The sequence below is a fragment of the Nostocoides sp. genome (genome assembly GCF_037045025.1).
GTDB lineage: Bacteria > Actinomycetota > Actinomycetes > Actinomycetales > Dermatophilaceae > Nostocoides_A.
Genome location: NZ_JBAOHM010000015.1, coordinates 54,706 through 79,297, shown reverse-complemented (window position 1 = coordinate 79,297; position 24,592 = coordinate 54,706). Strand labels below are relative to the sequence as shown.

Genomic DNA, 24,592 nt, shown 5'->3' with positions numbered 1-24,592 from the left:
GCCGGTTATTGTCTCGTGGCGACCACGGGCGGCGGCGACGGCACGCTGAACGCGGCGCGGCGCAACAGCTCCTCGGCCAGCGGGTTCGGCTCGAGGAGGACGGCATACCGGCAGCCGTCCAGCGCATCGGGGGGATGGCGCTCGGTGGTGACGTAGCGCTCGACCACGCTGGCGCGTGCCAACAGATAACGCAGCAGGAAGCGGCGGTATCCAGAGTCGCGCCGGTCCTCGATGACACATACCCTGCCGGGCGCCAGGCGGCCGGACCGAGCAAGCGCGATGTCGGCCTGTCCGCGGGGTGTGCCGGCGAGTTGCTGCGGCTGCACGAGATAGGCGGCCGCCGGCAGGAAGGGCAGCGTGAGCGCCAGTGCCGCTGCGGCCGCGGGCAGCAGGAGCCACCCGTGGGCCCGGTCAAAAAGCGCCCCAGCTGCGGTGAGCACCAGGAGCAGGACAAGGGTGACCGCCGTGCCGATATACCGCCGAGCGCTAGCTAGATGGCTCGCCTCGCGGTAGGGCATGGCCGTCAGATAGACCGTGAGCACGGCCAGCACCCAGGCGAGCACGGCCAGGGCGCCACCGACCGCGACGAGCACGGCCGAGCGCCGGCGCAATGCGCCGACCGCCACGAGGGCGAGCAGGATCACCGCGGCGAGGGCGAGCGTGAGCCACAGCTGAGTCTCGGTGGCGAGGAAGCGCGCAAAGGCGTCGATGATCTCTCGCCGCTGGGCCGGCGTCTTGACCGGGATCTGCGCCGGGTCGCGCGGCATGGCGTAGCGCCCGGCGCCGTCGGGGAAGGTGGTCACGACATGCCGGTTCCAGGAATAAGCGACCAGAGCCGGGGCGAGGACCACCGGCAGCACCCGCCAGCGCAGCCGACCGCGCCGGGCCAGGCTGACCGCCACGATCGTCACCACCGCGATCGCCGCGAGCAGCGACCCGCTGGCCTTGATCGTGGGCAGGAAGCCCACCACGACCGTCGCGACCGGCCAGGTGCGACGCAGGTCCGCCGCGTGCCGCGCGGCCAAGACCAGGGGCACGAACAGATAGGCGGCCAGCAGGGTGTCGACCTGCACGCCGTCCAGGGCAATCCCGGTCGTCGCCAGGATCACCATCGCGCCGAGCGCGAGCAGCGGGCCGCACCAGCGCCGCCGCAGTGCCACGGCGTGCACGGCAACAGCGGCCGCGGCGAGCATGGTCGCCTGCGCGAACATGACGCGGTCCTCGCCGGAGCCGAGGAAGCGGCAGACGGCATAAAGGAAGGAGGCGCTCCCCGGGGGGTAGGAGCGGAAGCCGATCACCGCATCGCCCTGATCGGGGAACTCGTCGGTGCCGAGCAGGACCTTGACGATCACCGCCCAGTGGCTGAAGTTGTCGTATTGCACGAACCGCCGCCCGCGCAGCGCGACGGCGAGCGCGGCGCAAAACAGGATGAAGGTGAGCACGGCAGGCTCCAGCAGTGCCGCACGGATCGCCTTGCGGTGGCGCAGCAGCGCGTAGCCGAGCGCGAGGTTACCGAGGAGGACAAGGCCGGTCGCGGTGAGGGCGAGCCCGCCGAGCAGCCCGCCGGCAAAGACGGCGAGCGCGCTGCCGGCGCAGATGGTCGCGGGGAGGAAGGCGACATCGACCCACCGGCGCCGGTAGAGCGTGGTCAGGTAGCCGGCGAAGGCGCCGCCGAGGACGACGGCGCCGAGGACATGCGAGAGGACGGGGGGCATGGCGCGAGCGCTACCTCGGCTCGGCGGCGGGGGCGATGTCGGTTGCGTGCAGCAGTGCGCGGTAGCGGGCGACGCTGGCGAGCTTGATCTCTTCGTAGCCGCGGACCTGGTCGGGCAGCGCGGCGAGGGCGACGGCCCGATCGATCGTCGCTGGCGACAGGTCGGCGCAGGCGCGGACGATGGCGCGCAGGTACTCGTCGACCAACTCCCGCTCGACCGCTCGGACCCGGGTATGGCCGAACGGGTCGAGCGCGCTGCCCCGCAGCCGCCGCAGCGCATACAGTCCGCGCAGGGCCGGCGTGGCCACCCGCTCGGGCAGGGCGAGCTTGTCCGACCGGCCGAGGGCACGCAGCATCGGGGGGTGCAACCGGAAGGCGTATGCCGCGTCCGCTCCGAACCGCTCGCGGACGGTTGCCTTGAGCGCCGGATCGATGGAGAGGCGGGCCACCTCGTACTCGTCCTTGTAGGCCATCAGCTTGTAGAGATAGCGCGCGACCGTGGTGGTCAGGACGGGTTCGCGGCCGGGCAGGGCAGCCTGCTCGCGGGTGTGGACCTGCCCGAGGTGGTGCAGGTAGCGCTGTGCGTAGGCCCGATCCTGGTAGTCGACGAGGTCGTCGGCGCGCCGAAGGAGAAGGTCACCCAGCACGCCGGTCGTCGGGAGGCCTTCGGCGGTCGCGAGGCGGCGCACCCCCGGCCGCACCGGGCGAGCGGGCGGGGTCGCGGGGGAGGCGACGGCGAGGACGGCGTCGGGATCGGCGGCATACCGGCGGCCCCAACGGAAGGCCTGGAGGTTGGCGGCGACGGCGACGCCGTTCTGATCCAGGGCATCTTCGATGTGGTGGGGCGCGACGGGCAGCGTGCCGAACTGCGCGGCGACGCCGAGGAGGAAGGTGTTGGCGAGCTGGTCGCTACCGAAAAGCCCCTCGGTGACCGCGCGGGCGTCGACGAACACGCTGTCGGGCCGGGCGCTGGCGGCGATGGCCTCCGTCAGCGGGCCGGTGGCGGGGTAGGTTGCCTCCGGGTCGGCGACCATGGTCCCGGTGGGGGTCTTGGTGGTCGAGACGACCGCCCGGGTTCGGGCCGGGTCGGTGACGAGGAGGTTCTTGGGGTCGGCGGCGACGAGCAGGTCGGCGCCGAGATAGAGGTCGCAGCTCGCGGGTTCGAGCTTGTTGGTCCCGTCGAACGGCTCGGCGCTCAGCCGGACATCGGAGACGACGGCACCGCCTTTTTGGGACAGGCCGAGCTGATCGAGGCCGCGCACGTGCAGGCCGGCAGTGGTGGCGGCGACCGAGAGCACCTGGGCGGTGGTGACGATGCCGGTGCCGCCAATGCCCATCAGCCGGACGTCGACGATCCGGTCACGCGGGGCGAGCGCCGGTTCCGGGAGATCGGCGGCGGTGAGTTCCGGGGCTCGTCCGGCCGGGCTCTCGGGGGCCCGCGGAGGTGGGGTCTGGCTCGGGCGGGGCCGGCCGGGTGACGTGCCCGGCGTGATCGTCAGGAAGGACGGGCAGTCCCCGTCGAGGCAGGAATAGTCGCGATTGCAGCTGGCCTGGTGGATGGCGGTCTTACGGCCATAGTCGGTCTCGACCGGCTGAACGGACAGGCAGTTTGATTTGGCTCCGCAGTCGCCGCAGCCCTCGCAGACCCGCTCGTTGATGAAGGCCAGCATTTCCGGCGCCGGCGCCAGGCCACGTTTGCGCTTGCGGCGCAACTCGGTCGCGCACTCCTGGGCGTGGATGACGGCCGTGACTCCGGGGATCGCGGCCAGCTCGGTGAGGACGTCCTCAAGCTCGTCGCGGCTGCGGACGATGACGCCGGCGGGCAGGTCGAGCCCGCGGTAGTGGCGAACGTCGTCGGTGGTGACGACGACGTGGGCGACGCCCTCGGCGAGGAGTTCGGCGGCGAGGGCGGGGACCGGCATACCGCCGATGATGTCTTGGCCGCCGGTCATCGCGACGGCACCGTTGTAGAGGATGCGGTAGGTGACATTGCTCCCCGCGGCGACGCTCGCGCGCACGGCGAGGCTGCCGGAGTGGTGATAGGTGCCGTCACCGAGGTTTTGCACCAGATGGGTGTCGGTGACAAACGGCTGCACGCCGATCCACGCCGCCCCCTCGCCCCCCATCTGGGTGAACCCGATGACGTCGCCGACCCGCTGCTTGTCCATGAAGACGACCAGGGTGTGGCAGCCGATTCCGGCCGCAACGAGACTGCCTGCCGGGGTGCGCGTGGAGCGGTTGTGCGGGCACCCGGAGCAAAAGTACGGAATCCGCCGCACCGGGGTGAGAGGAAGCTGCTCGCGCTCTGGCGTGCGGGGGCCGAGGCCGGCGTTGTGATCGGTGTCGTGGTCGAGCCAGTCGCGGGCGCGGCCGATGCCGGCCGCGGCCAGCCGGGGAGCGAGGGTGGCGGCGATCAGGTGCGGTGGCAGATCCCCGTGGGCGCGCAGGAAGGGCCGGCCCTCGGGCGTGGTTTTGCCGGCGACGGCGGGGGCGGCGGCGCGGCCATACAGGATGGCCTTGATCGCCGTCTCGACGAATGCGCGCTTCTCCTCGACGACGATCAGCTCGGTCAGGCCAGCGGCGAAGTCGTGGATCTCGGTGGGGTCCAGCGGCGAGACCATGCCGAGCTTGAGCAGCCGGATGCCGCTGTGCGGCAGATCGTTCGGCGTGATGCCGAGCTGACCGAGCGCTTCTTGAACGTCGCGGCAGGTCAATCCGGCGGCGACGATGCCGACCCGAGCCCGCGGGTCGCCGGTTATCGTGTTGAGGGCGTTGGCGCGGGCATAGCGGCGAGCCAACTCCGGCCGCTGGACGGCGAGGGTCTCCTCGAGCCGGTCGAGGTGCGGCTGCAGGAAGTGCGCGGTCACCTGGTGGACGAAGGGGCGGCCGCCGACCGTCGTGTCGGGCAGCACGGGAGTGAAAAGGGCGTCGATCGGCTGGGCGGTCGCCAACCCGTCGACGACATTGGTGGCCAGCTTGATCCCGGTCCACAGGCCGCAATAGCGCGCGAGCGCAATGCCGTGCAGGCCGAGGCGCAGGATGTCCTGGGGATCGGCGGGCGAGAGGACCGGCATACCGATCTCGGCGATCGCGACCTCGGAGCTGCTCGGGACGGTCGAAGACTTCGCGGTCGCGTCGTCGCCGACGAGCGCGAGCACGCCGCCGGTCGGGCTGGCGCCGCCGAGGTTGCCGTGGCGCAGGGCGTCGGTGGCTCGGTCCAGGCCGGGCGCCTTGCCGTACCAGATGCCGGTGACGCCGGCGACGGTGCGGCTGGCGAGGGTGGCGACCAGTTGCGAGCCGAGGACGGCGCTGGCGGCGAGTTCCTCGTTGACCGCCGGCCGGAAGACGACTCGCGCGGCGTCGAGCAACGCCTGTTGGCGCAGCAGCTCCTTGTCATAGCCGCCCAGCGGCGAGCCCTCGTAGCCGCAGATGAGGATCGCGCTGTCGTGGCCGGCGCGGGCATCGACCCGGCGCTGGTCCAGCGGGAGCCGGACCAGCGCCTGCAGCCCGCTGAGGACAATCGTGCCGTCGGCGGCGGTGTAGCGATCGGCGAGGCGAAAGTCCCTCCGGGCGGCTGGCACCACCGGTGTGTCCCGTTGCCCCTGCTCGCCGGCGACGCTCATACGGACACTGTGCCATCCCCGCCCCTGGGCGGCTCGGTCAGCCGGGAAGGAAGAGCGCGCTGTCGCCGAACTCATGCCACAGGTAGCCCTCGGCGACCGCGGCGTCGTAAGCCCGCTGCGCCAGGACGGCTCCGGCGACGGCCTCGACGAGCAGCAGGTGCGAGGCCGCGGGGTCGTGCCAGCCGGTGATCAGGCCGGTGACGATCCGCGGCGGGTGCGCGGGCGTGACCACCCGCTCGGTCCAGCCGGACCGAGCCACCAGCCGGCCGGCGTCGTCCACGGCGGATTCCAGCGCTCGGGTCACCGTCGTCCCCACCGCCACGACTCGTCCCCCGCCGGCCCGGGCGGCGGTGACCAGGCGTGCGGTCGCCTCCGGCACCCGGAAGCGCTCCGGCTGTGGCCCCTCGCCGGCCTCCTGGGAGGACACGCCGGTATGCAGCGTCACCGGCGCGACCGCGATCCCGCGCGAGACCAGCCGGGTGACGATGTCGGTTGTGAACGGGCGTGCTGCCGAAGGCATTTCGGCGCTCCCGGGGACGGTCGCGAAGACCGTCTGATAGGCGGTCAGCGGATAGGCCCGGTCGAGGTAGCCGTAGGCGATCGGGCGGCCGTGCGCTGCGGCATACGGCTCGAGGGGGTGGGAGGCGCGGACGCGCCACAGGCGATTGCCCGAGCCGGTGGGGGAGGAGCGGTAGGGGTAGGGCTCGAGGAGGGTGATGGTGACTGGGCCGGCGGTCACGAGGTCGCCGGGCTCGGCGTCGAGCACCGCCCGGCCGGCGTCGGGCGCGGTGCGCAGCTCGACGACCCAGGTGCCGTCCTCGAGGGGCGTGGCGAGGTGCACCACGATCGGGCCGTGCTTGGCGAGTTCGGCGTCGAGTTGGCCGGCCACCGTGGCCGAGTCGTTGACGACGACCACATCGCCGGCGCGCAGCTGCTCGGGCAGGTCGCGGAAGCAGGCGTGCCGGATGCCGTCGGCTCCGGCGACGAGCAATCGCACCCGGTCGCGGGGCAGACCGCGCTCCTCGACGGGCGAGTGCGCATAGGCATCCGGCGGCGCGGAAAAGTGGATGGCGGAGTGTTCGGCGAGGATGGTCATCGGGCCGCGACCTCAACAGCCGGAGCCGGGGCGGGGACGTCGTGGGCGCGGTAGCGGCCCGAGGGTGGCCGCGCGGCGAGCAGGGCCAACAGGTGGGGGACGACGGTCTCGGGCAGTGTGCGGTCGGTGATGTCCTCGCCGGGAAAGGCGGCCTGGTGCATGGGGGTGCGCATATCGCCGGGGTCGACGGCATACGCGCTGATGTCCGGGGTCTCGACGGCGAAGGTGAGCGTCGCGTGGTCGAGCGCGGCCTTCGACGCGCCATACAGGCCCCAGCCCTCGTAGTGCTCGACGGCCGCGTCCGAGGAGATCGACAGCAGCGTGCCGCGCGAGGCGGTCAGCAGCGGCAGGCAGGCGGCGGTGAGCAGGATGGGAGCGCCGAGGTTGGTGCGGATGACCTCGGGGATGGTGTCTGCGGTGGCCTCGCGAAGTGGTGGCAGCGGCGTCGGGCCGAGCGTGCTCGCGTTGTGGACGAGCAGATCCAGCCCGCCGAGACGCTCGAGCGCAGCGACCAGGTCGGCGCGGTGGGCGGCGTCTGTGACGTCGCCGGTGATGGCGACAACCCCGGGGTGGGTGAGGTCGGTGAGTGCGGCGCTGTGCCGGGCGTCGGTCACGACCGTCCAGCCGATCTCGGCGAGGCCGAGCACAAGCGCGCGGCCGAGGCCGCTGGAGCCGCCGGTGACCAAGGCGACGGGGATGTGGTGTTTGGCGTTGGTTCCGTGTGAAGTTCCATGCGCGTCAGTCTTCAAGTTAAAGTAAACTTGATGTCAACACCTATCGGCGGAACCGGTGAGAGTGTGCGGTAGCGCACCGCATGGACGGGAGGGCACGTGAACCGCCACGACTACTTGTCGATCACCGAGGTCGCCGCGAGGTCGGGGTTCGCCGCGTCGGCGCTGCGCTACTACGAGGAGCAGGGCCTGATCAGCGCCGACCGCACACCTGGTGGGAGGCGGCGCTACGAGCGGGCCGTCCTGCGCCGGCTGGCGTTCATCCGGGCGGCCAGCAATGTGGGGTTGACGCTGGAGGAGATCCGCGGCGAACTCGCCCGGCTGCCGTCCGCGCGCACCCCTACCAAGGCCGACTGGCAACGCATCTCCCGGCACTGGCGCGGCCGGCTCGACGAGCAGCTGGCCGCGCTGCAAAAGCTGCGTGACGGCCTCGACTCCTGCATCGGCTGCGGCTGCCTGTCGCTGCAGCGCTGCGGGATCTCCAACCCGGGCGATGTCGCCGCGCGTTCCGGCCCGGGCGCGGCCTATCTGTCCCCGCTGCTGCGCCGCGACCCGCACGCCTGAGTAGCTCGGCTCATCCCGGTGCGGGGTCGGGCCTGCCATGCTTGCGCCTGTGTATCCGACGCTCGGCGACCTTCTCGGGATCACTCTCCCGCTGCCGACGCACGCCGTCTTCGTCGCGCTCGGGGTGGCGGTTGCCGCAGCCGTCTTCCTCGTCGAGGCGCGCCGGCGAGGGCAGAGCGATGACAACGTCCTCTATGTCGTGATCGGTGCCCTCCTCGGCGGCGGCATCTTTATGCGTGTGGGCACCTGGCTGCAGCACGTCGACCCGCGCCGCAATGCCTCCTTCGTCGAGCACTGGGTCTATGGCAACAAGTCGATCCTCGGCGGGCTCGTCGGCGCCTGGCTCGGGGTCCACCTGACCAAACGGCTGCTCGGCTACCGCCTGCGCACCGGGGACCTGTTCGCCCCGGCCGTCGCGGCCGGGATGGCCGTCGGCCGGATCGGCTGCCTGCTCACCGAGGTGCCCGGCACCCCGACCGGCGCCGGGTGGGGGATCGCGCTGACGCCCGAGCAGGCCGCTCGATTGCACGCCCCCGCCGGTGTGCCCCTGCATCCGTCACATGTCTATGAGATCGCCTTCCAGGCCGCGGCCTTTGCGATCTTGTGGTTCTGGTTGCGCCGCAAGGACATCCCGGCCGGCGAGACGTTCACGCTGTATGTCGCCGGCTATGCGCTCTTCCGGTTCATCGTTGAGTTCGTCCGGGGCAACGAGGTCGTCTGGCACGGCCTGACCCGCCCGCAGCTCGTCCTCGCTGCGACGATCCCGCTGGTGCTTGGCCGGCTGGTGTGGCTCGCGCGGCGCGAGTGGACCGTTCCTGATCTCCAGCACCAGGTCACGACGAGGGAGGCCGCATGACGACCCCGCCGCCCGATCCGCCACCGCCGCCGGATCCGCCACCGCCGCCGGATCCGAACCAGCAGGCAGGCCAGTATCCGTATCCGGCGGCACCGCACCCGCCCGCGGGCGCGCCATCACCCTGGGTTGGCGGTGGGGGGCCGCCGCCCGCGCCCTGGCCCCAGCAGTCCGCGCCGCTGCCGCCGATCTCGCCGCAAGGGCCGCCGCTGAGCAAGAAGCCGATCGTGTTCGGCGCGTTGATCGGCCTGGTCGGGGTGCTGCTCGGCCTCGGCGTGACCCTCTTTGGCGATCAGGTCTTCCGAAGAAGCGGGCTGTCCGGAGGGCTGCTGATCTCGCCCATGTGGCTGGTCCCGCTCGTCGGTTTCGTCATGATCTTCCCCGAGCGCACCCGCCGCTGGGGTGCCGGCATCCTCCTCGGAGTGGGCTTGTCCTTCGTCGTCGGCTTCGCCGCCTGCATCGGGATCTTCTTCACCTATGTCTCCTCCTCCGGCCAATGAGCGGTATGCCGCTGCGGGCCGACCGGATCCACCGCTATGTCAACGCCTTTTGCCCGGACTGCCACGCCGAGGATCCGGACCGTGCCCTCGCCGACGTCGCTCGGCTCTCGGGATGGCTGGCCGTGCGCGACGGGCGTGTCTGGCTGGAGCGCGGCTGCCCTCGGCACGGCCTGATCACAACCTTGTATGACGAGTCCGCCGAGATCTTGACCTATCTCGAGCAGTGGACCGCCCCGACCAAGGTGCACACCCCGGACCAGGCGGCGAACTACCTGCCGGTGCCCGCGGCATACGAGCTGGGCCTGCCGCAGATGCAGACCCAGCACACCTGCATCCTGCTCGCCGACCTGACCGAGCAGTGCAACCTCAACTGCCCGACCTGCTTTGCCGAATCGAGCCCGGCCTTGGCCGGCGTGGTGCCGCTGGACGCCGTGCTCGCCTCGATCGACACCCGGCTGGAGCGCGAGAACGGCCGGCTCGACGTGCTCATGCTCAGTGGCGGCGAGCCGACCATCTATCCGCGGCTGAGCGAGCTGCTCGACGCCGTCGCCGCGCGCCCGATCGTGCGCGTGCTCGTCAACTCCAACGGCCTGCGCATCGCGAGCGACGACGCCCTGCTCGACCTGCTCACCCGGCATCGCGAGCGGGTCGAGGTCTATCTGCAGTATGACGGCGAGAGCGCTGCCGCCTCCGCTCATCACCGCGGCGCCGACATCCGCCGATTCAAGGATCGCGCCCTCGAACGGCTCTCTGCCGCAGGCATCTTCACCACGTTGACGATGACCGCAGCCAAGGGGGTCAACGACGACGAGCTCGGCTTCGTGGTCAAGCGGGCACTCGACACCCCGTATGTCGGTGGGGTCACCATCCAGCCCGTCTTCGGCTCCGGCCGCTGCGCCGGGCTCGACCCGGCCGACCGGCTCACCCACACCGGCGTCCTGGCCCGGCTGGACGCCCAGACCGGCGGTCAGGTCACCTGGCGCGACCTGACCGCGCTGCCGTGCTCGCATCCGCACTGCTGCTCGGTCGGCTATTTGCTGCGCGACGACGCCGGCGCTTGGCAGTCGCTGACCGCCCTGGTCGGGCACGACACGCTCAAGTCCTGGCTCGATCTTGACCCCGGGCTGCTCGCCAACCGGATCGCCGACGACGCGATCCCGACCCGGATGAAGCAGGTCGTCCGCTCCTCCCTGCTCGACCTGCTCAGCGAACAGTCCTCGCTCTCCCACCCGTCGATGGGCTCGATCTGGAGGGACATCTGTGAGAGCTGTGACCTCGGCATCTCGACGTTAGCCACGCTGGCGTCGGCCTCCCTGCCCGGCGGGGCCGCGCGGATGCGCAAGCTTCTCGGCGAACGCGTCGTGCGGATCACCGTCAAACCGTTCATGGACATCCATACGATGATCGAGGAGCGGCTGACTCAGTGCTGCGTCCACGTCGCGACCGCCTCGGCCGTCGGCGAGCACCAGTGCGCGCCCTTTTGTGCCGTGCAGGCCTGGGCGCCGCTGTCGCGGCAGCGGATCTCCACCTCGCTCGGCGTCCCCTCGCTTCGTGCCACCGATTCCGTTGTCCCCCAGGGGTGATCGTATGACGACCCAATCGCCGACCCGCGATGGAACCGGTGCGGACCACGCGCCATACGATCCGCTGCGGCTGTGCATCTTTGCGACGATCGCGCTGCTCGGCTGGCTGCTCGGCCCCTATGCCGTCATCCTCTTTGGCGCCCTCGGGTTCACCGGCTATTGGCAGGCGCGCCGGGCCGGCCTGACCCGGTCGAAGTGCTTCCTGCGCGACACCCGCCTCGTGCTCGGCTATCTCGCGGTGCTCGTGGCTGCGGGGATCGTCGGCGTCATCCGTTAGGAGATCCCGTATGCCGCACTCGCCCGTCATCGGAATCGTCTCGCCGGGCGCGATGGGTGCTGCCCTCGGCCGGGCCTGGATTGCTGCTGGGACGCGCGTCGTGGCCACCGTCGCCGGGCGCAGCGAGCGGACCCGCCGGCTGGCGCACGGCCTCGACCTCCTCGACTCGCTCGCGGATGTCGTCGCCCGAGCCGAGATCGTCGTCAGCGTTGTGCCGCCCCATCAGGCGGTCGAGACGGCCCGGGCCATCGCTGCCGCGGCCACCGCCCGCGAGGTGACACCGGTGGTCGCCGATCTCAACGCGATCAGCCCGGTCACGCTGGAAGCTGTTGCGGCCGAAGTCGAATCGGCGGGATGCCGGCTCCTGGACGGGGCGATCTCGGGCGCGCCGCCGCGGCCGGGGGGAGACAGCGTGCTGTTCCTAGCCGGGCCGGACGCCGCCCTGCTCGCCGGTCTGGACTCCCCTGGTTTGTGTCCGGTCGTCGTCGGTGAGACCCCAGGCGGGGCGAGCGCGGTCAAGATGTCCACTGCCGCGGTCTACAAGGGGTTCACCGCGCTGCTCCTCCAATCGCTGCAGACCGCGCACGCCAATGGCGTCGTCGCCCCGGTCGTCGACGACCTGCGCGTGGAGTTCGGCCCGCTGATCGATGACGTTGCCGTGCGGATCGCCGTGGCGGGCGCCAAGAGCGACCGGTTCCCGGGGGAGATGCATGAGATCGCGCTGACCCAGGAGCGGGCCGGCGCCGGCCGCGAGCTGTATGCCGCGATGGCCACCGTCTACGAGCGGGTGGCCCGGACTCCGCTCGGTGTGCGCACGCCGGAGGAGGCGGCCCGCTGCCGTCACCTGGCCGCCGTGCTCGACGACTTGGCCGCCGATGGGTGACCCGGATTCAGCGGCGGTTGGAAACCCCTGTGGGCCGAGGTCGGCATGTTTGGGTGAAGTCGTACTCCGAAACGTACGACCTCACCCAAACATGCAGACTCAGCGAGCCTGTGCCCGGACTACTTGGTGGTCAGGCGCACCAGGATGTCGCTGTCGTCGTCGGTGGCGGTGCCCGACACGCCCAGGGCGGCCAGCGGGGCGACATTGGCCTTCTGCGTCTCGGTCATGTCGGTGCCGAAGGTCGCGATCAGGCGGGCGAAGTCGACGTAGAGCGCGCCCCGGGCGTCGCCGACGTTGGGCAGCGCCTTCTTGAACGCCTCGCTGTCGCCGAGGCCGCGGCCGTCCTTGACCTGCGCGGCGTAGCTGTCGCTGAAGGCGAGCAGCGTGCCGCCGTCGGTGGCGGTGCTGGTGACCGTCGCGCCCTGGCCGGTCAGATAGCTGGCAAGCTTGCCAGCCACCGCGGCGTCGCCGTCGCTCTTGAGCGCGATCTTGGGCAGGTCGTCCTCCATGCCGCCGAAGGCGAACGTCGTGTGGTTGCCGACCAGCTTGACCAGATCATCGGGGAGGGTCAGACCGGTCTCGCTGGTGAATTGCTGCAGCGCGCTCGGCTCCAACTCGGTCAGTGACTTCTCCAGCTGGGGCCACTGCTTGGCGATGCTGTCGCCGAGGCCGTTGACGCTCGCCGCGACGATCGTGTCGGCGGGCAGGTCACCGATGCCGGTGCCGGCCTTGGCGTCGGCCACCGGGGTGCCCGTGTCGCGGACGTGCGCGGCCAGCTCGAGGTCGGTGCCGTCGAAGCGCAGCGCCCCGAAGGTCCGGCCCTTGACCTGCTCGAGAGTCTGCGTGGGCTGGTCACCGAGCTGCGCGCCGGCGACCGACTTCAGCTGCTGGGTCAGCTGGGCCAGGTCGGCCCAGAAGGCCACCATGCCGTCCTCGCCGAGGTCCTTGAAGTCCACGGCGAACGTCTCGGACTTCGCGAGCGTGCCCTTGGTGGCGCTGTCTCGGACGGTGTCCATGGCCGCGGTCGTCTGACCGCACAGCGCGAACTCCTCACCGACCGAGCAGCCGCCGCCGTCCTTGGTCATCTTTGCCAGCGACGCCTTGGCCTTCTCGGCGTCCGTGGTCGCGAGCAGGACGACGGGCACCGGCTCGGTGCCGTTCTGGCCGGGAACGACTGCGAAACCGAAGCGCTTGCCGATCCACGGCTCGACATCGGCGGCATAGCTCAGCCCGGTGAACTGGCCGTTCTTTTGCAGTTGCTCGAAGATCACCTTGCGCAGGTCGGACGAGTCGTCCAGCGTGCCGGTCTGCTCCTTCGCGGACGGGAACTTGCGCAGGAAGCGGATGGCATCGATCTTCTGCGAACTCGACGGGTCGAGGTCGATCTTGGCGAACGCCAGGGTGTTGGCCGGCAGCGCCTCCTCGGGCTGGGCGCCACCGCCGCCGAGCGCCGTGACGGCATACGCCCCGCCGGCGATGAGCCCGGCGACGGCCAGCGTGCCGACCCCGGCCGCAATGACCTTGCCGCGGCTGCGCTTCGGCGCCGGCGCGACCGGCGCGGCCGGCATGCCCCAGTCGCTTCCGGCGGGCGCGCCGGGCGTCGGGGGCAGGCTGGATGATGTGTTCTCGGTCATGAATCCCCTCCGGATTGCACGGCGCGGTTGGTTGGTCCCCGCCTGACACTCTAGACGCAGCCCCGAACCGTGCGGTTCCCGGGATCCGGCCCGCACCGCGGGGATGACGGAAGTGGCGGTGCGGGCCGGTGCTCGGTGGTCGGGGCGACCGTGCCGGGCCAACCGGCCCCTCGGGCTTCCCTCCACGAGCCGTCGGGACCGGCACCGACGACATTAGGTCACCATTCGGGAACGCGGCAGCGCGTGTGGGCCCGCAGTGCCTGCCATGGCAGGTAGTTCCGGGCTCCGGCCATCACCGGGGAAAGAGCCGGGCGGCTCTAACAGCCAGGTCGGCCTGCTCGATCCCCGCCTTCAGCCAGCTCAACCGCTCGGCGATGATCTCCACGCCGAATCTCTTCGTGGCAGGCGGCACGTGTCCCGGGAATTCCGAAGGCAGGGGTGCCTCCCGATAGCGCTGAACCGCCCCGGCGCATTCCAGCGTTCCCTGACCGATGCCGAGCACGTTGGCGGTGTTTTTCAGCACCGTGCGTGCATCCTCGTCGCTCTCCCACTTGGTGGTTGCGGCATCGATCAAGCCCTTCGCGCACGTCGCGAGAAAGCGGTTGGGGGAGCGCGGCTGGGTCGTGTCGGCATAGCCCTGCAACGTGCTCAGCGTCCACCCCTTGACGCCGTAGCGGTCATGTGCCTGCGTCAAAACCTCGGCGGCAGCGGTCGCGGGGAGATCCACCGCCCAGTCGATGTCGGCGGCCGGAGCACTGACAAGCATCGCCTCGTGTGGGCCCAGGACGCTGGCCAATGTGGCGGAGGTGGCGCGCAACGGATAGAAGAGCGCTGGCTCGTCCGGCGAGTACAGGTGGGTGATTGAGCCCGAGGTGAGGACCGACCAGGCGATATCACCGGTGTTCTTCAGGTAGGTCCACTGCGAAAACCGGCCGCTACACACGTGCACATCGGACCACGGCGCGCTCTCGGCCGGCGCCCACGATGGGGTGGCGATCCAGTCGTCGTCATTCCACCAGGGCGACGGGCAACTCTCGGGATGGCCCGGCAGGGTTGCGGAGCCGGGCGCGGGGAGCGCCTGAGCGGGCTGCGCGACGCCGAACAGGCCCAGTGCGGCGCCGGCGGCAATGAGGACGCGGCCGCCAAGCCGGGTTCGCTGCGGCGTGGTGGGGGACATTGTGCTCATCTGGCGTCGCTTTCCCTAAGCCTAAGCTGCGGTTGGGGACGTCGACGAGATTCGCGCGGGCCGCTTGGATCCCGCTTAAGGCGGGCCTTAAGACCGCATGGCAACCGCTTTTCGGCGGCCTGAAGGCGCGCCCGAGGGCCGCCCGTTCACACCAGCCACGTTCACAGCCAGCCGAGTTCCTTGGCCTTGACGCCCAGCTCGAATCTGCTCGCTGCGCCGGCCCGCTCGTGCAGGTCGGCGATGAATCGGCGGGCGGTGCGCACCGAGACACCCAAATGCCGAGCCACGGCGTCGTCCTTTAGGCCCTGGGCGAGCAGGCGCAACACCTCGTGGTCCATGCGCGACAGGGCGAAGTCGTCGGTAGGCCGAATGGCGTCGAAGGGTGAACGAGCCGCTGCCCACTGCAGCTCGAAGAGCGCCACCAACGCGGTGAGGACCCCTTTGCCGCGCAACACCACGGCGCCGGCCGCGGGGTCGTCCGGATCCATGGCGATCACTGCGACATTCCGGTCGAAAATGAGCATGCGCACCGGCAGCGTCGGCGCGAGGCGCACTTCGGCGCCCAGCTCGGCCAAGGCGGCCATCTGCTCCAGGAAGGCCTTGTCGGCGGCATACCCTTCCAGGGAGATCGTCCGGGCACGGACGCCGCGGCTGAGGGTCTCGGCGTCAGCGTCCCGCGCCTGTTCGATGGCGCGCGGCGCCGGCCGGGTGGTCGTCATCGAGAGGATCTCGTCTCGCGCGGCGCTGCTGAGTTCCTCCAACATGCCGACGACCGAGTCGCGGCTGTCGAGCCGCTCGACCTGGCTGGCCAGGCGAGCCTCCCGGGCCTCGCGGAAGGTGGTAACGAACTCCGAGACCCCGTCGCGCAGCCGGGAGAGGGTGGCCGCGCGCTCGTTGAGATCCGCCTCGACCTCCCCGACCAGACGGCGCAGCGCGACCTCCGGGGAGATTGGGCGCCAGGTCGAGCCCTCGGTCAGGCTGGGACGGAGCAGGGCACGCTCGGCCAGTGCGTCCAGGGCCTCGCGAACCCGGGCCACATCGACGCCCGCGCGGGCGGCCAGGGCGTCCAGATCCTGATCGGGCCGCAGCAACATCTCGCGATAGACGGTGAGGGTCACCTCGCCGAGTCCGAGAAGGGCCAGACCGTCGCTTCCTCCGGGGACCGCTGGCCCGTCACTTGTTGTCATGACAGGTACTCCCGCATCGCCGCCACACCATACCGGACCGAAGAGGCAGCACGATGTCTGCGCGAGTGTGAAAGGAGCCCCGATGCAGGCTTGCCCCTTCGAGCTACGTCTGATTTCGTCGCCGGACGCGTCCTCGCCGCAGGTCGAGGCCGTCGCGACCCGGATCGTGGCTCAGGTGCGCCGTGCTGTGCGGGACAACCCTGCAGTTCGGCACATCACGGTGCTGCCGGGTAGGTCCCCGGATTCCATCCAGGGGGTGGCCTTCGTCGTGGGCGAAGAGGATGACACCTGGCGAACCGTGGTCCGGATTCTCGATGGGTTGCTGGACGAGGTGCCCGATGCTCGAGCGATGTTCCGGCGGGTGTCGCCGCCGGCGCCCGTCGGAGGCGATGAAAGTCCTGCCATGGCAGCTAGTGGACAGTTCTCGGGGCTCGACCGGTGGGCTGCTCTGTAGTTGACTCATCGCAGGCAAACAGGCCGTTGGGGAGAGTCAGGAAGGACCGCACATGCGCCGGATCGTCAGTTTCTCGTTCATCGCGCTTGCCACATTTGGCATCGGCTCGACCGCCGCCGAGGCGTCGCCCGCGGGCTCGGGATCGACTCACCCGGCGATCTCCCTCCAGCGTGCTCAGCGGCCGGTCGTCGGTGCGCAGCGCGGGACGATTACCGCCAGAATCACCGCCTGGCATCCCAAGGGCGCGGCGTGCATTATCTGCTGGCAGAGCGGTCGCTGACTCCGGTGGCGGCTCGGCGTTAGAGCGACATCCACCCACCCGCTCGCCAGGACGGCAGGCGAGAGCCGAGATAGGACCCGACGACCGCGACACCGAGGTCCTCGGCCTCGGGGGCGATCACGCGCCCGTCGATGCGCGCGGCCATCTGCTCGATGAACCGAGCCAGCCCGCGGTCCTCTCCGAGCCGGAAGAAGGTTGCCTGGGCGCCCAGCCGCCCAGCGGCCTCCAACTCCCGGACAGTCAGCGCGATCGTCCGTGGATGCGGCGGGTAGTCGAACCACACCTGACCGGTGGCCTCCAGATGGGCCGTCGGCTCGCCGTCGGTGACGACAAGCAGCACCGGCTGGGCGCTCGGGTGCTTGCGGAAGTGCCGGTTGGCGAGCAACAGCGCGTGGTGCAGGTTGGTGCCCTTGGCCCAGATCGGCTCCAGCCCGGTCAACTCCTCGACGTCCATCACCTGGGCCTGTCGCCCGAAGGCGATCAGCTGCAGCCGGTCGCCGCGAAAGCGCGTCGAGATCAGTTGGTGCAGCGCCAGCGAGGTGCGCTTCATCGGCAGCCAGCGACCGTCCATCGCCATCGAGAAACTGGTGTCGACGAGCAGCGCCACCGCCGCCTGCGTGCGGGCCTCGGTCTCGATCACCTCCACATCGCCGATTTCCAGCCGTATGCCGCCGCGACTTACGCCGGCCCGGCCCGAACTCGCCTCCCGTCCAACGGCGTTCGTGAGTGTCCTGGTCACATCCCAGCTCTCGGTGTCACCAAACTCCCAGGGCCGCGCAGAGCCACTCGGCTCGCCCGCGGCGCCGGCGAGCCGCACGTCACGAGCCCCCTGCCGGCCGGTCATCCGGTCGGCGACGTCGCGCAGTAGCGATTTGCCGAGCTGGCGCATCGCCTTGGGGGACAGCCGCAGCGAACCGTCGGAGGAGCGCTTGAGATAGCCGGAGTCGCGCAATTCCCTCTCGATCTCGGTCAGTGTGCGGGCGTCGGCGACGGCCTCCGGCCCGAGCTGGCGCAGCAGCGCCTCGAGGTCGACATCGTCCATCCGGGCGCCCGGATACGCCTGGGAGAGTTGCTCGGCGAGCTGGTCGAGCTCGCCGATGTCCTGCAAGATGCCGGTCCCGTCACCGAGACCGAGGCCCTCCTCCCCTGTGAATCGCTCGGAGCCGCGCCAGTCCTCGCCGGGACGCATGGCCTGCAGGTTGGCATCCAGCCGGGCGAGGCTGTCCATCAGCTGCGCTGAGCCGAACGCTTGCTGCGAGAGGGCCATCAGCTCCTCACGCTGTTCGGGGGTCATCGAGTTGAGCATCCGCTGGGCGGCGGCTGCCCGCTTGGCCAGGGCGTCGATCAGCTCCTCGATGCTCTGCGGGTTCTCCGGGAAGTGGTGGCCGTGCTTGGCCATGAAGTCGGCGAACTGCTGGTCGGTGTCCTCCCCGCGCTGGTGGGCCTCCAGCAGGTCGTTCAGGTCGCTCAGCATCTCGTTGATGGCCGCGCGGTCCTCGTCGGTCGCGTTCTGCAGGGCCTGCTTCATCCCGGCAAAGCGCTGGTCGAGCACCTCGCGCCCGAGCAGATCCTTGATCTCGTCATAGGCGTCGCGGGCCTCGGAGCTGCGCCACGGGTAGTCGGCGAGCGAGTTCACCGCTGCCGCGGTCGAGGGCGGCAGTCCCTCCATCCGCATCTCGGCGAAGCGGGCGTCGTCGTCCAGGTCCCGGGCCAGCTGCTTGCGCTCGGCGAGCACGGCCTTGTCGAGCAGCTCGCGGATCTGCTCCATGGTGCCGTCCAGGCGGCCGCGCTGCAGCAGCTCCTGGCGCCGGCGCGCCACCTGCGCGGCGATATCGTCCAGGCCGCGCTGGCTCTGCCCGCCGCGGCGGAGGAACTCGCGCAGCGCCCGTTCCGGCGAGTACCCCGCCATGACGTCCTCGCCGATCGCGGCGAGCGCCTCGCCGAGGTCGACCGGCGGTGCGAGCGGGTCGCCACCGGCATACGGGCCGTATGCCGAGCGGTGCGGATCGCGCCGCGCCACCGCTAACCCCTCTCCCCGTAGACGGTCTGGGAGCCGTCGGAGTCCTTGCCGATCCGCTTGGCGAGGTAGAGGCCCTCGAGCGCCAACTCGAGGGCGCTCGCGCGCTCGCCCTCGCTGCGCGCGCCGGCGCGGGCGGCGACGTCGTCATACAGCTCGGACTCGCCGAGCACGGGCAGGGCGTTGAGGAAGCCGGAAGCCGACACGTGGTCACCCGTCATCACGAGCAGCCCGCCCGACAGCGCCTCGACGAGCAGGCGGAAGTCAATACCGCGGAAAAGCTCGCGCGCGGTCTCGGCGGTTGCGGTCCGAAGCAGGTGGTCGAGGATCGCCCGCTCGCGGTCTTCCTCGCCGGTCTCGAACTCGACCTTGCCGCCGAGCACGTCGACCGCGCCGGTCAGGTCGACGACGCGGGCAACGGCCTCGGGCTCGCCCTGGACGGTTGCCCGATGCAAGGCAGCGGCCGCGATCGTCTCGGCCGCGGCGATCGAGAACCGGGCCGAGACACCCGAGCGTTGGTCGACGGCGGTCGATTCGCGCAGGTGCCGGCTGAAGCGGGCGAGGATCTCGATGAGGTGGTCGGGGACGGACGCGACCAGGTGCGCCTCTTGGCCGATAACCGCGACCTCGTCGGACAGTTCGATCGGGTAGTGGGTGCGGATCTCAGCGCCGAAGCGGTCCTTGAGCGGAGTGATGATCCGGCCGCGGTTGGTGTAGTCCTCCGGGTTGGCCGAGGCGACGACGAGCACGTCGAGCGGCAGCCGCAGGACGTAGCCGCGGATCTGGATGTCGCGCTCCTCCATGACGTTGAGCATCGCGACCTGGATCCGCTCGGCGAGGTCGGGCAGCTCGTTGACGGCGACGATTCCCCGGTGCGAGCGAGGGATCAGGCCGAAATGGATGGTCTCGGGGTCGCCCAGGTGGCGGCCCTCGGCGACCTTCATCGGGTCGACGTCGCCGATCAGGTCGGCGACCGAGGTGTCGGGGGTGGCGAGTTTTTCGGCATACCGCTCGCTGCGGTGTCGCCACTCGACCGGCAGGTGCTCGCCGAGTTCGGCGGCCCGCCGGATCGACGTGGGGGTGATCGGCTCGTATGGATGCTCGCCCAGTTCCGAGCCGCCGATCACCGGCGTCCACTCATCGAGCAGGCCGACGAGCGTGCGCAGCAGCCGGGTCTTGCCCTGGCCGCGTTCGCCGAGCAGGACGATGTCGTGGCCGGCGATGATCGCCCGCTCGACCTGGGGGATGACGGTTGTCTCGAAGCCGTGCAGACCCGGCCAGGGGTCCTCGCCGGCGGCGAGCTTGGCGAGCAGGTTGTCACGCATTTCCTGGCGCAGCGTCTTGGCGACGTGGCCGCTGGCGTGCAACTGGCTCAGGGTGGCGATGTCGGGTGCGTCACTCACCAATACACGCTAACCCGCGCGGCTGGGTGTGCGCTGGGTGCGGAGCGGATGCCCGATTGGGAGGTCGCACCTCGACGGCCCGGCGCGCCTGATCGCCCTCGCCCACGACGCGGAACGCACGAGCGACAAACTGGGAGGATCGACGCGTGACCGTTCGCACCTCCTCGCCCGAGGACCGTCCAGTGAGCGACTACGTCGAGCAACTGCCCGAGCCGCGTCGCGGCCGGATCGCTCAACTGTATGCCGCCGCCCGCGCTCTCGCCCCCGACGCCACCGAAGGGGTCAAGTACGCCATGCCCGGGCTCGTGTTGTCCGGCAAGGGCTTCGTGTCGATCATGTCGACAAAGAAGCACATCGGCATCTATCCCTACTCCGGGTCCGTTGTGCAGGCCTTCGCGGCCGAGCTGGCGCAACTCGGCATACCCACGACCACGGGCGCGATCCAGCTCCGCGACAGCGTCGACCTCCCGCCGGACCTCTTCACCCGGATCCTCACCGCACGGCTGGCCGAACTGGGCGGGTAGTCGGTAGCGGGTGGTCAGCTCCGGACGGGTCGCGCCACCCCCTCGGGCGGCCACCGTGGAGTGGGGAAGAGGGGGCCTCTGATCGCCATCCATGTCCCGCGGACGGGCTCGGCTCGCCCGTTACGCGGCCCCACACGCTGTTACGCGGCCCCGACGCTGTGCCAGGGCCAACGCCAACCCCGTCGCTGACCAGGCCCGCGGTCGAGAGGACCCGGTCGGCACGGTTATCGCCCAAGAAACGTACCGACACGCTCCTGTCGACCCCGCCGCGCAACGAGTCGCGCACCTGCAACTGCGCGACTCGCCGGGAAGTGCGCGACTTGCGCTGCAGCCACTGCGGAACTTCCAACCACGTCAGGCCAGGTCAGTTCATTCGGGGACGGCGTTGGCCTGGGAGAGCGATTCCGTGACGGAGTAGCCCGTGCGCAGGTCGGTGGGGCGGGTGGTGCTCATCGCTAGCTCACGTCGGACAGCCGCCGAACGAGGTATCGATTGAGACCGAGGCGCTCCTGGGCGGCGTTCATGGCGCGCCTGCGATGCAGCTGCTCGCCGACGCGCACGCCGAACTTTGCTCGGATAGGTGCGGGGGGGGGCAAAGGACTCGGGGACCGGCTCACGGCTCGGGATCGAGGCGGGTGACATCGACCGCGACGTCCATCGAGGACTTCTTGGCCTCGGTGAAGATCACGCCCTTGAGCGGGGAGACGTCGCGAAAGTCGCGGCCCCACGCGGTCACGATGTATCGGGAGTCGGCGAAGTGGTCGTTGGTCGGGTCGAGGTCGACCCAGTCGCCGGTCGGTGTCAGCGCCGAAACCCAGGCGTGCGTGGCGTCGGACCCCTCCAGCTTGGGTTTCCCGGGGGGCGGGGCGGTCTCGATATAGCCGCTAACATAGCGCGCCGGCAACCCAGCGCAGCGCAGCGAACCGATCGCGAGGTGCGCGAAGTCCTGGCAGACACCGGCCTTGAGCTTGAGGATTTCCGGCAGTGTGGTGCGTACCGAGGTTGCGCCCTTCGTGTAGCGGAAATCGCGATAGATGGTCTCGTAAAGGCCGGACAATGCCTGGCCGAGCGGCCGGTCCGGCCACAGCACGCTCCGGGCGAACTCCCGCACCTCCACGCCGAGGTCGACCAGGTCGGAGGGGAGCCGGAAGGCGGTCTCGGACACCGGGTCCCGGTCGGCCTCGCGGATCGCGGCGGCCGCTTCGGCGACCGTCCAGTGATCCAATCCGGCGACATCGACCTTCGGCCAGGCAACGTCCACCTCGGCGATCATGGTCGCCGCAAAGGTCGTATGCCGCGTCCGCACCTCGACGTAGAAGCTCTCGTTGCCGAAGAAGTCCCAATGCCGGGTGCTCAGGTCCGGCTCGGGAGAAACCTCGACGCTCACCGACGCGATCTGCTGGGTCGGTGTCGGCCGCAACGAGAGGAAACCGCGCTCGTAGCAGCCGACGACGTCCTCGTCGTAGTCATAGCGGGTCGTGTGGCGAACCCGGTAGCGGCGAGGAGTGAAATCGCTGTCGCGCTGGGCCATCAGCGTTCCTCCCGGCCGACCGACCACGCGACGGGCAGGCTGTGCTGGGTCGCCTTGCGGGCGAAGTGACGCCGGCCGATCCGCTCGGCGAGGGCGCGCAGGTCAGCGGCCTGACGGTCGAGGGCCGCCCCCAGACCGGAGCGGTCCCCGGCGCAGGCGTCCTCGCGGTCGAGCGCGGCCAATTCGGCGCGGAGCCGCTCGGCCTCGGCCGCGAGGCTCTCGTCCTCGATGAGGCGCAGCGCGGCGGCGAGCCGGTCGAGTTGATAGGCGACCGAGCGCGGGTTGGAGTCATCAAGCAGCAACAGGGCGACCGCCGAGACCGCCGGCGCCGCCGGCCCAGAGCTCGACGCGGTGCGCCGGCGGTGGGTGAGGATGGACTCGCCGGCCATCAGCACCGCCTCGCCGACCTGTCCGTCGACGAGCGGCGGCCGCTCGGCGCACACCGTATGCCGCAGGAGTTCCAGCGTGTTCACGGCTCGCTCGAGGCGCTGGCCGGCGTCCAGGAAACCCCACGTCGCGTCGCGCACCATGGATTCGGCGATGATGCCGGCCACGGCGAGCAGCGACTCGAGAATGCGGGCCAGCTGCGGCTGCAACTGCGCCTCGTCGCGGGGGATGTCGGCGATCGCCCGCTCCAGGCGGCCCAGGACGATCCAGATGTCCTGGGAGACCTGGTCGCGCACCTGGTTGGTGGCGGCGACCAGACGCGTGACGGCAAAGGCGAGCGTGCCGGGACGATCGGCGTCGAGCACCAGCGTGCGCAGTCCGTCGACGGGGTCGACCGCCAGGGCGCGCGAGCGGGTGATCGCCGCGAGACCATCCAGCAGCACGGTGGTCGTCGCCGCCTCGGGTGTCCCGTCGCGGCCGGCGTGGTCCTCGACGAGATCGTCGGTGACGCGCAGCAGGCGGGCGAGCGCTTCGGCGCGCTCGGCATACCGGCCGATCCACAGCAGGTTGTCGGCGACGCGCGGAGCGACCGCCGCAGCTCGGCGCATGGGCAGAGGCCGCGTGAACCGCTCCACCGAAAGCCGCTCCACGCCGGCCTCGGCGCGCGCCAGGACCCAGACGTCCTTGGCCAGTGCCCCGGTCGCATTGGAGACGAGGTGCTGCTCGGCGCGGGCCGCGACCCGGCCGAGGCCACCGGGCAGCAGATGATAGGCGCCCTGGTGGGCGACCGCGAAGGTGCGCAACACGACCCGGCGTGGCTCCAACCCGGTCGCCGTGACGACCGGGGCGGTCGACATCGGCACGGGTTCCTGCCCGACCCACTCCCAGGGCCGGGCGGTGATCCGGGCGCGCAGATCCTCGCGCTGGGCCGAGTCGAGTTGCCACCCGAAGGCACTGACCGGGTGGCGGCCATAGCTGAACGGTTTGATGACGAGGTCGCCCAGATGGGCCAGGACGTGGCTGAGCGCGGCCGGCTCGCCGCACCACCAGGTGGGCACCGACGGGATGCGCAGCTCCTCCCCGAGGAGATCTCGGGCCAGGCGAGGCAGGTGGGCGAGCAGCGCGGGATTCTCCAGCACACCCGCGCCCAGCGGGTTGGCGATGGTGATCGTGCCGAGCCGGGTCGCCTCGACCATGCCGGTGGCCCCCAGCCGGGAGTCGCCCCGCAGGTCGAGCGGGTCGGAGAAGGCGGCATCCACCCGGCGCAGCAACACATCGAGTTGCTCGATCCGCTCCGGGCCGCGGATCGAGATCCGGCCGTCGCGCGTGGTCAAGTCCTCGGACTCGACGACGGGGAAGCCAAGCAGGGTGGAGAGGAAGGCGACCTCGAAGGCGGTCTCGGAGTCGGCGCCCGGGCTGAGCAGCGCGACCCGCGGCAGGTCGACGGCCTCGGGCGCGATATCGGTCAGCGCGAGACGCATGGTGTCGAAGAAGCCGCGCATCCGGGCCAGCGGGGTCTGCCGGTGCAGCCCGGCCATGACCCGGGAGGTGATCCGCCGGTTGGCCATCGCGTAGCCGGCCCCGGAAGGCACGTGCGTGCGGTCGGATAGGACCACCCACGAGCCGTCGGCCCCGCGGCCGAGGTCGGCGCTCACCTGGATCAACTGCCGGGCGCCCGGCACCCGGATGCCGTCGACCTGTGGCAGGAATCCCGGGTGAGCGAGCACCACCTCGGGCGGGATCGCCCGGCGCCGCAGCAGCGCGCGCTCCCCATAGAGATCGGTCAGCGCGAGATCGAGCAGGTGGGCGCGCTGGCGCAGCCCATCCTCCAGGCCGGCCCATTCGCCGCTGGAGATGATCAACGGCAGCGGGTCGATCACCCAGCTGCGCCCCGGGCGGCCGGCGCCGCCGGTGCCATAGGTGACCCCGTCGTCCTCGACCAGTCGCCGCGCCTCGGTCCGGGCTGCGAGCAGACCGGCCAGGCCGAGCGCCCCGATCGCCTCGGTGAGGATGTCGCGGTCGCCGTCGCCGGTGCGGGCGTCGCCGGCGCGGCCGAGGAGTTCGTCGACCAAAGGCGGGTGCACTCCGCAGGGCTGCTCCAGCCGGGTGCGATAGGCGGTGACGAGGGCGTCGTCGCCGGCGATCACCTCGGCGGTCATGCCCAC

General features: G+C 70.8%; 21 protein-coding genes. 9 read left to right on the top strand and 12 right to left on the bottom strand.

Features of this window, described 5'->3' with window-relative positions; translation table 11 throughout:
* Window positions 1-5: 5 nt before the first annotated feature.
* The 4 genes from V9G19_RS19395 to V9G19_RS19380 are packed head-to-tail and all read right to left on the bottom strand — an operon-like array spanning window position 6 to window position 7,182.
* Window positions 6-1,715 (bottom strand): hypothetical protein, encoded by a 1,710-nt coding sequence (locus V9G19_RS19395; RefSeq protein WP_462287059.1) that lies wholly within the window; start codon window positions 1,713-1,715, stop codon window positions 6-8.
* A 10-nt stretch (window positions 1,716-1,725) separates the two neighbouring features.
* Window positions 1,726-5,337, bottom strand: a complete 3,612-nt coding sequence (locus V9G19_RS19390) for an indolepyruvate ferredoxin oxidoreductase family protein (RefSeq protein ID WP_462287058.1) — start codon at window positions 5,335-5,337, stop codon at window positions 1,726-1,728.
* Between the two features lie 37 nt (window positions 5,338-5,374).
* On the bottom strand, window positions 5,375-6,433 hold the full coding sequence (locus V9G19_RS19385; RefSeq protein WP_462287057.1) for an S-adenosylmethionine:tRNA ribosyltransferase-isomerase: 1,059 nt from the start codon (window positions 6,431-6,433) through the stop codon (window positions 5,375-5,377).
* Window positions 6,430-7,182 (bottom strand): SDR family oxidoreductase, encoded by a 753-nt coding sequence (locus tag V9G19_RS19380; protein ID WP_462287056.1) that lies wholly within the window; start codon window positions 7,180-7,182, stop codon window positions 6,430-6,432. Before V9G19_RS19380 ends, V9G19_RS19385 begins: the two co-directional genes overlap by 4 nt.
* Window positions 7,183-7,263: 81 nt before the next feature.
* Here V9G19_RS19380 and soxR point away from each other — a divergent pair, with 81 nt between their 5' ends.
* Genes soxR through V9G19_RS19350 form a run of 6 tightly spaced genes read left to right on the top strand, consistent with a single transcriptional unit; the run spans window position 7,264 to window position 11,824 of the window.
* Complete coding sequence (gene soxR / locus V9G19_RS19375; RefSeq protein ID WP_462287055.1) at window positions 7,264-7,728, top strand: redox-sensitive transcriptional activator SoxR; 465 nt, start codon at window positions 7,264-7,266, stop codon at window positions 7,726-7,728.
* Between the two features lie 49 nt (window positions 7,729-7,777).
* Window positions 7,778-8,584 carry a prolipoprotein diacylglyceryl transferase gene (locus V9G19_RS19370; RefSeq protein WP_462287054.1) on the top strand — a complete coding sequence of 269 codons (807 nt, stop codon included), beginning with the start codon at window positions 7,778-7,780 and terminating at the stop codon, window positions 8,582-8,584.
* The gene (locus V9G19_RS19365) at window positions 8,581-9,081 is read left to right on the top strand and encodes a hypothetical protein (protein WP_462287053.1); all 501 of its coding nucleotides are present in this window, start codon (window positions 8,581-8,583) and stop codon (window positions 9,079-9,081) included. The genes V9G19_RS19370 and V9G19_RS19365 overlap by 4 nt, the downstream gene beginning before the upstream one ends.
* A 5-nt stretch (window positions 9,082-9,086) precedes the next feature.
* Entirely contained in the window at window positions 9,087-10,664 is a 1,578-nt protein-coding gene (locus tag V9G19_RS19360) for a radical SAM protein (protein WP_462287052.1), read from the top strand.
* A gap of 4 nt (window positions 10,665-10,668) precedes the next feature.
* Window positions 10,669-10,941, top strand: coding sequence for a hypothetical protein (locus V9G19_RS19355; protein WP_462287051.1), 273 nt, complete (start codon window positions 10,669-10,671; stop codon window positions 10,939-10,941).
* A 10-nt stretch (window positions 10,942-10,951) separates the two neighbouring features.
* Window positions 10,952-11,824, top strand: a complete 873-nt coding sequence (locus V9G19_RS19350) for an NAD(P)-dependent oxidoreductase (RefSeq protein ID WP_462287050.1) — start codon at window positions 10,952-10,954, stop codon at window positions 11,822-11,824.
* A 119-nt stretch (window positions 11,825-11,943) separates the two neighbouring features.
* Here the strand turns inward: V9G19_RS19350 and V9G19_RS19345 are convergent, their stop codons facing one another.
* From V9G19_RS19345 to V9G19_RS19335, 3 genes are all read right to left on the bottom strand, one after another.
* Window positions 11,944-13,458, bottom strand: coding sequence for a DUF3352 domain-containing protein (locus tag V9G19_RS19345; protein WP_462287049.1), 1,515 nt, complete (start codon window positions 13,456-13,458; stop codon window positions 11,944-11,946).
* Between the two features lie 292 nt (window positions 13,459-13,750).
* Complete coding sequence (locus V9G19_RS19340; RefSeq protein WP_462287048.1) at window positions 13,751-14,644, bottom strand: hypothetical protein; 894 nt, start codon at window positions 14,642-14,644, stop codon at window positions 13,751-13,753.
* A 161-nt stretch (window positions 14,645-14,805) separates the two neighbouring features.
* On the bottom strand, window positions 14,806-15,831 hold the full coding sequence (locus V9G19_RS19335) for a helix-turn-helix transcriptional regulator (RefSeq protein ID WP_462287047.1): 1,026 nt from the start codon (window positions 15,829-15,831) through the stop codon (window positions 14,806-14,808).
* A gap of 82 nt (window positions 15,832-15,913) precedes the next feature.
* On the opposite strand from V9G19_RS19335, the gene V9G19_RS19330 reads away from it, so the two are divergent.
* Complete coding sequence (locus V9G19_RS19330) at window positions 15,914-16,285, top strand: hypothetical protein (protein WP_462287046.1); 372 nt, start codon at window positions 15,914-15,916, stop codon at window positions 16,283-16,285.
* 52 nt (window positions 16,286-16,337) lie between these two features.
* Window positions 16,338-16,565 carry a hypothetical protein gene (locus V9G19_RS19325; RefSeq protein ID WP_462287045.1) on the top strand — a complete coding sequence of 76 codons (228 nt, stop codon included), beginning with the start codon at window positions 16,338-16,340 and terminating at the stop codon, window positions 16,563-16,565.
* Between the two features lie 19 nt (window positions 16,566-16,584).
* On the opposite strand, the gene V9G19_RS19320 is transcribed toward V9G19_RS19325, so the two are convergent.
* On the bottom strand, window positions 16,585-18,585 hold the full coding sequence (locus V9G19_RS19320) for a vWA domain-containing protein (protein ID WP_462287044.1): 2,001 nt from the start codon (window positions 18,583-18,585) through the stop codon (window positions 16,585-16,587).
* A 2-nt stretch (window positions 18,586-18,587) separates the two neighbouring features.
* Complete coding sequence (locus V9G19_RS19315; RefSeq protein ID WP_462287043.1) at window positions 18,588-19,985, bottom strand: P-loop NTPase family protein; 1,398 nt, start codon at window positions 19,983-19,985, stop codon at window positions 18,588-18,590.
* Window positions 19,986-20,131: 146 nt separating this feature from the next.
* On the opposite strand from V9G19_RS19315, the gene V9G19_RS19310 reads away from it, so the two are divergent.
* Window positions 20,132-20,509, top strand: coding sequence for an iron chaperone (locus tag V9G19_RS19310; protein ID WP_462287042.1), 378 nt, complete (start codon window positions 20,132-20,134; stop codon window positions 20,507-20,509).
* A gap of 455 nt (window positions 20,510-20,964) precedes the next feature.
* On the opposite strand, the gene V9G19_RS19305 is transcribed toward V9G19_RS19310, so the two are convergent.
* The 3 genes from V9G19_RS19305 to V9G19_RS19295 are packed head-to-tail and all read right to left on the bottom strand — an operon-like array spanning window position 20,965 to window position 24,586.
* Window positions 20,965-21,126: a toxin-antitoxin system HicB family antitoxin gene (locus tag V9G19_RS19305; RefSeq protein WP_462287041.1), complete on the bottom strand. Its 162-nt coding sequence runs from the start codon at window positions 21,124-21,126 to the stop codon at window positions 20,965-20,967.
* Window positions 21,123-22,040 carry a transglutaminase family protein gene (locus V9G19_RS19300; protein WP_462287040.1) on the bottom strand — a complete coding sequence of 306 codons (918 nt, stop codon included), beginning with the start codon at window positions 22,038-22,040 and terminating at the stop codon, window positions 21,123-21,125. Before V9G19_RS19300 ends, V9G19_RS19305 begins: the two co-directional genes overlap by 4 nt.
* Window positions 22,040-24,586 (bottom strand): circularly permuted type 2 ATP-grasp protein, encoded by a 2,547-nt coding sequence (locus V9G19_RS19295; protein WP_462287039.1) that lies wholly within the window; start codon window positions 24,584-24,586, stop codon window positions 22,040-22,042. Before V9G19_RS19295 ends, V9G19_RS19300 begins: the two co-directional genes overlap by 1 nt.
* Window positions 24,587-24,592: the final 6 nt, after the last annotated feature.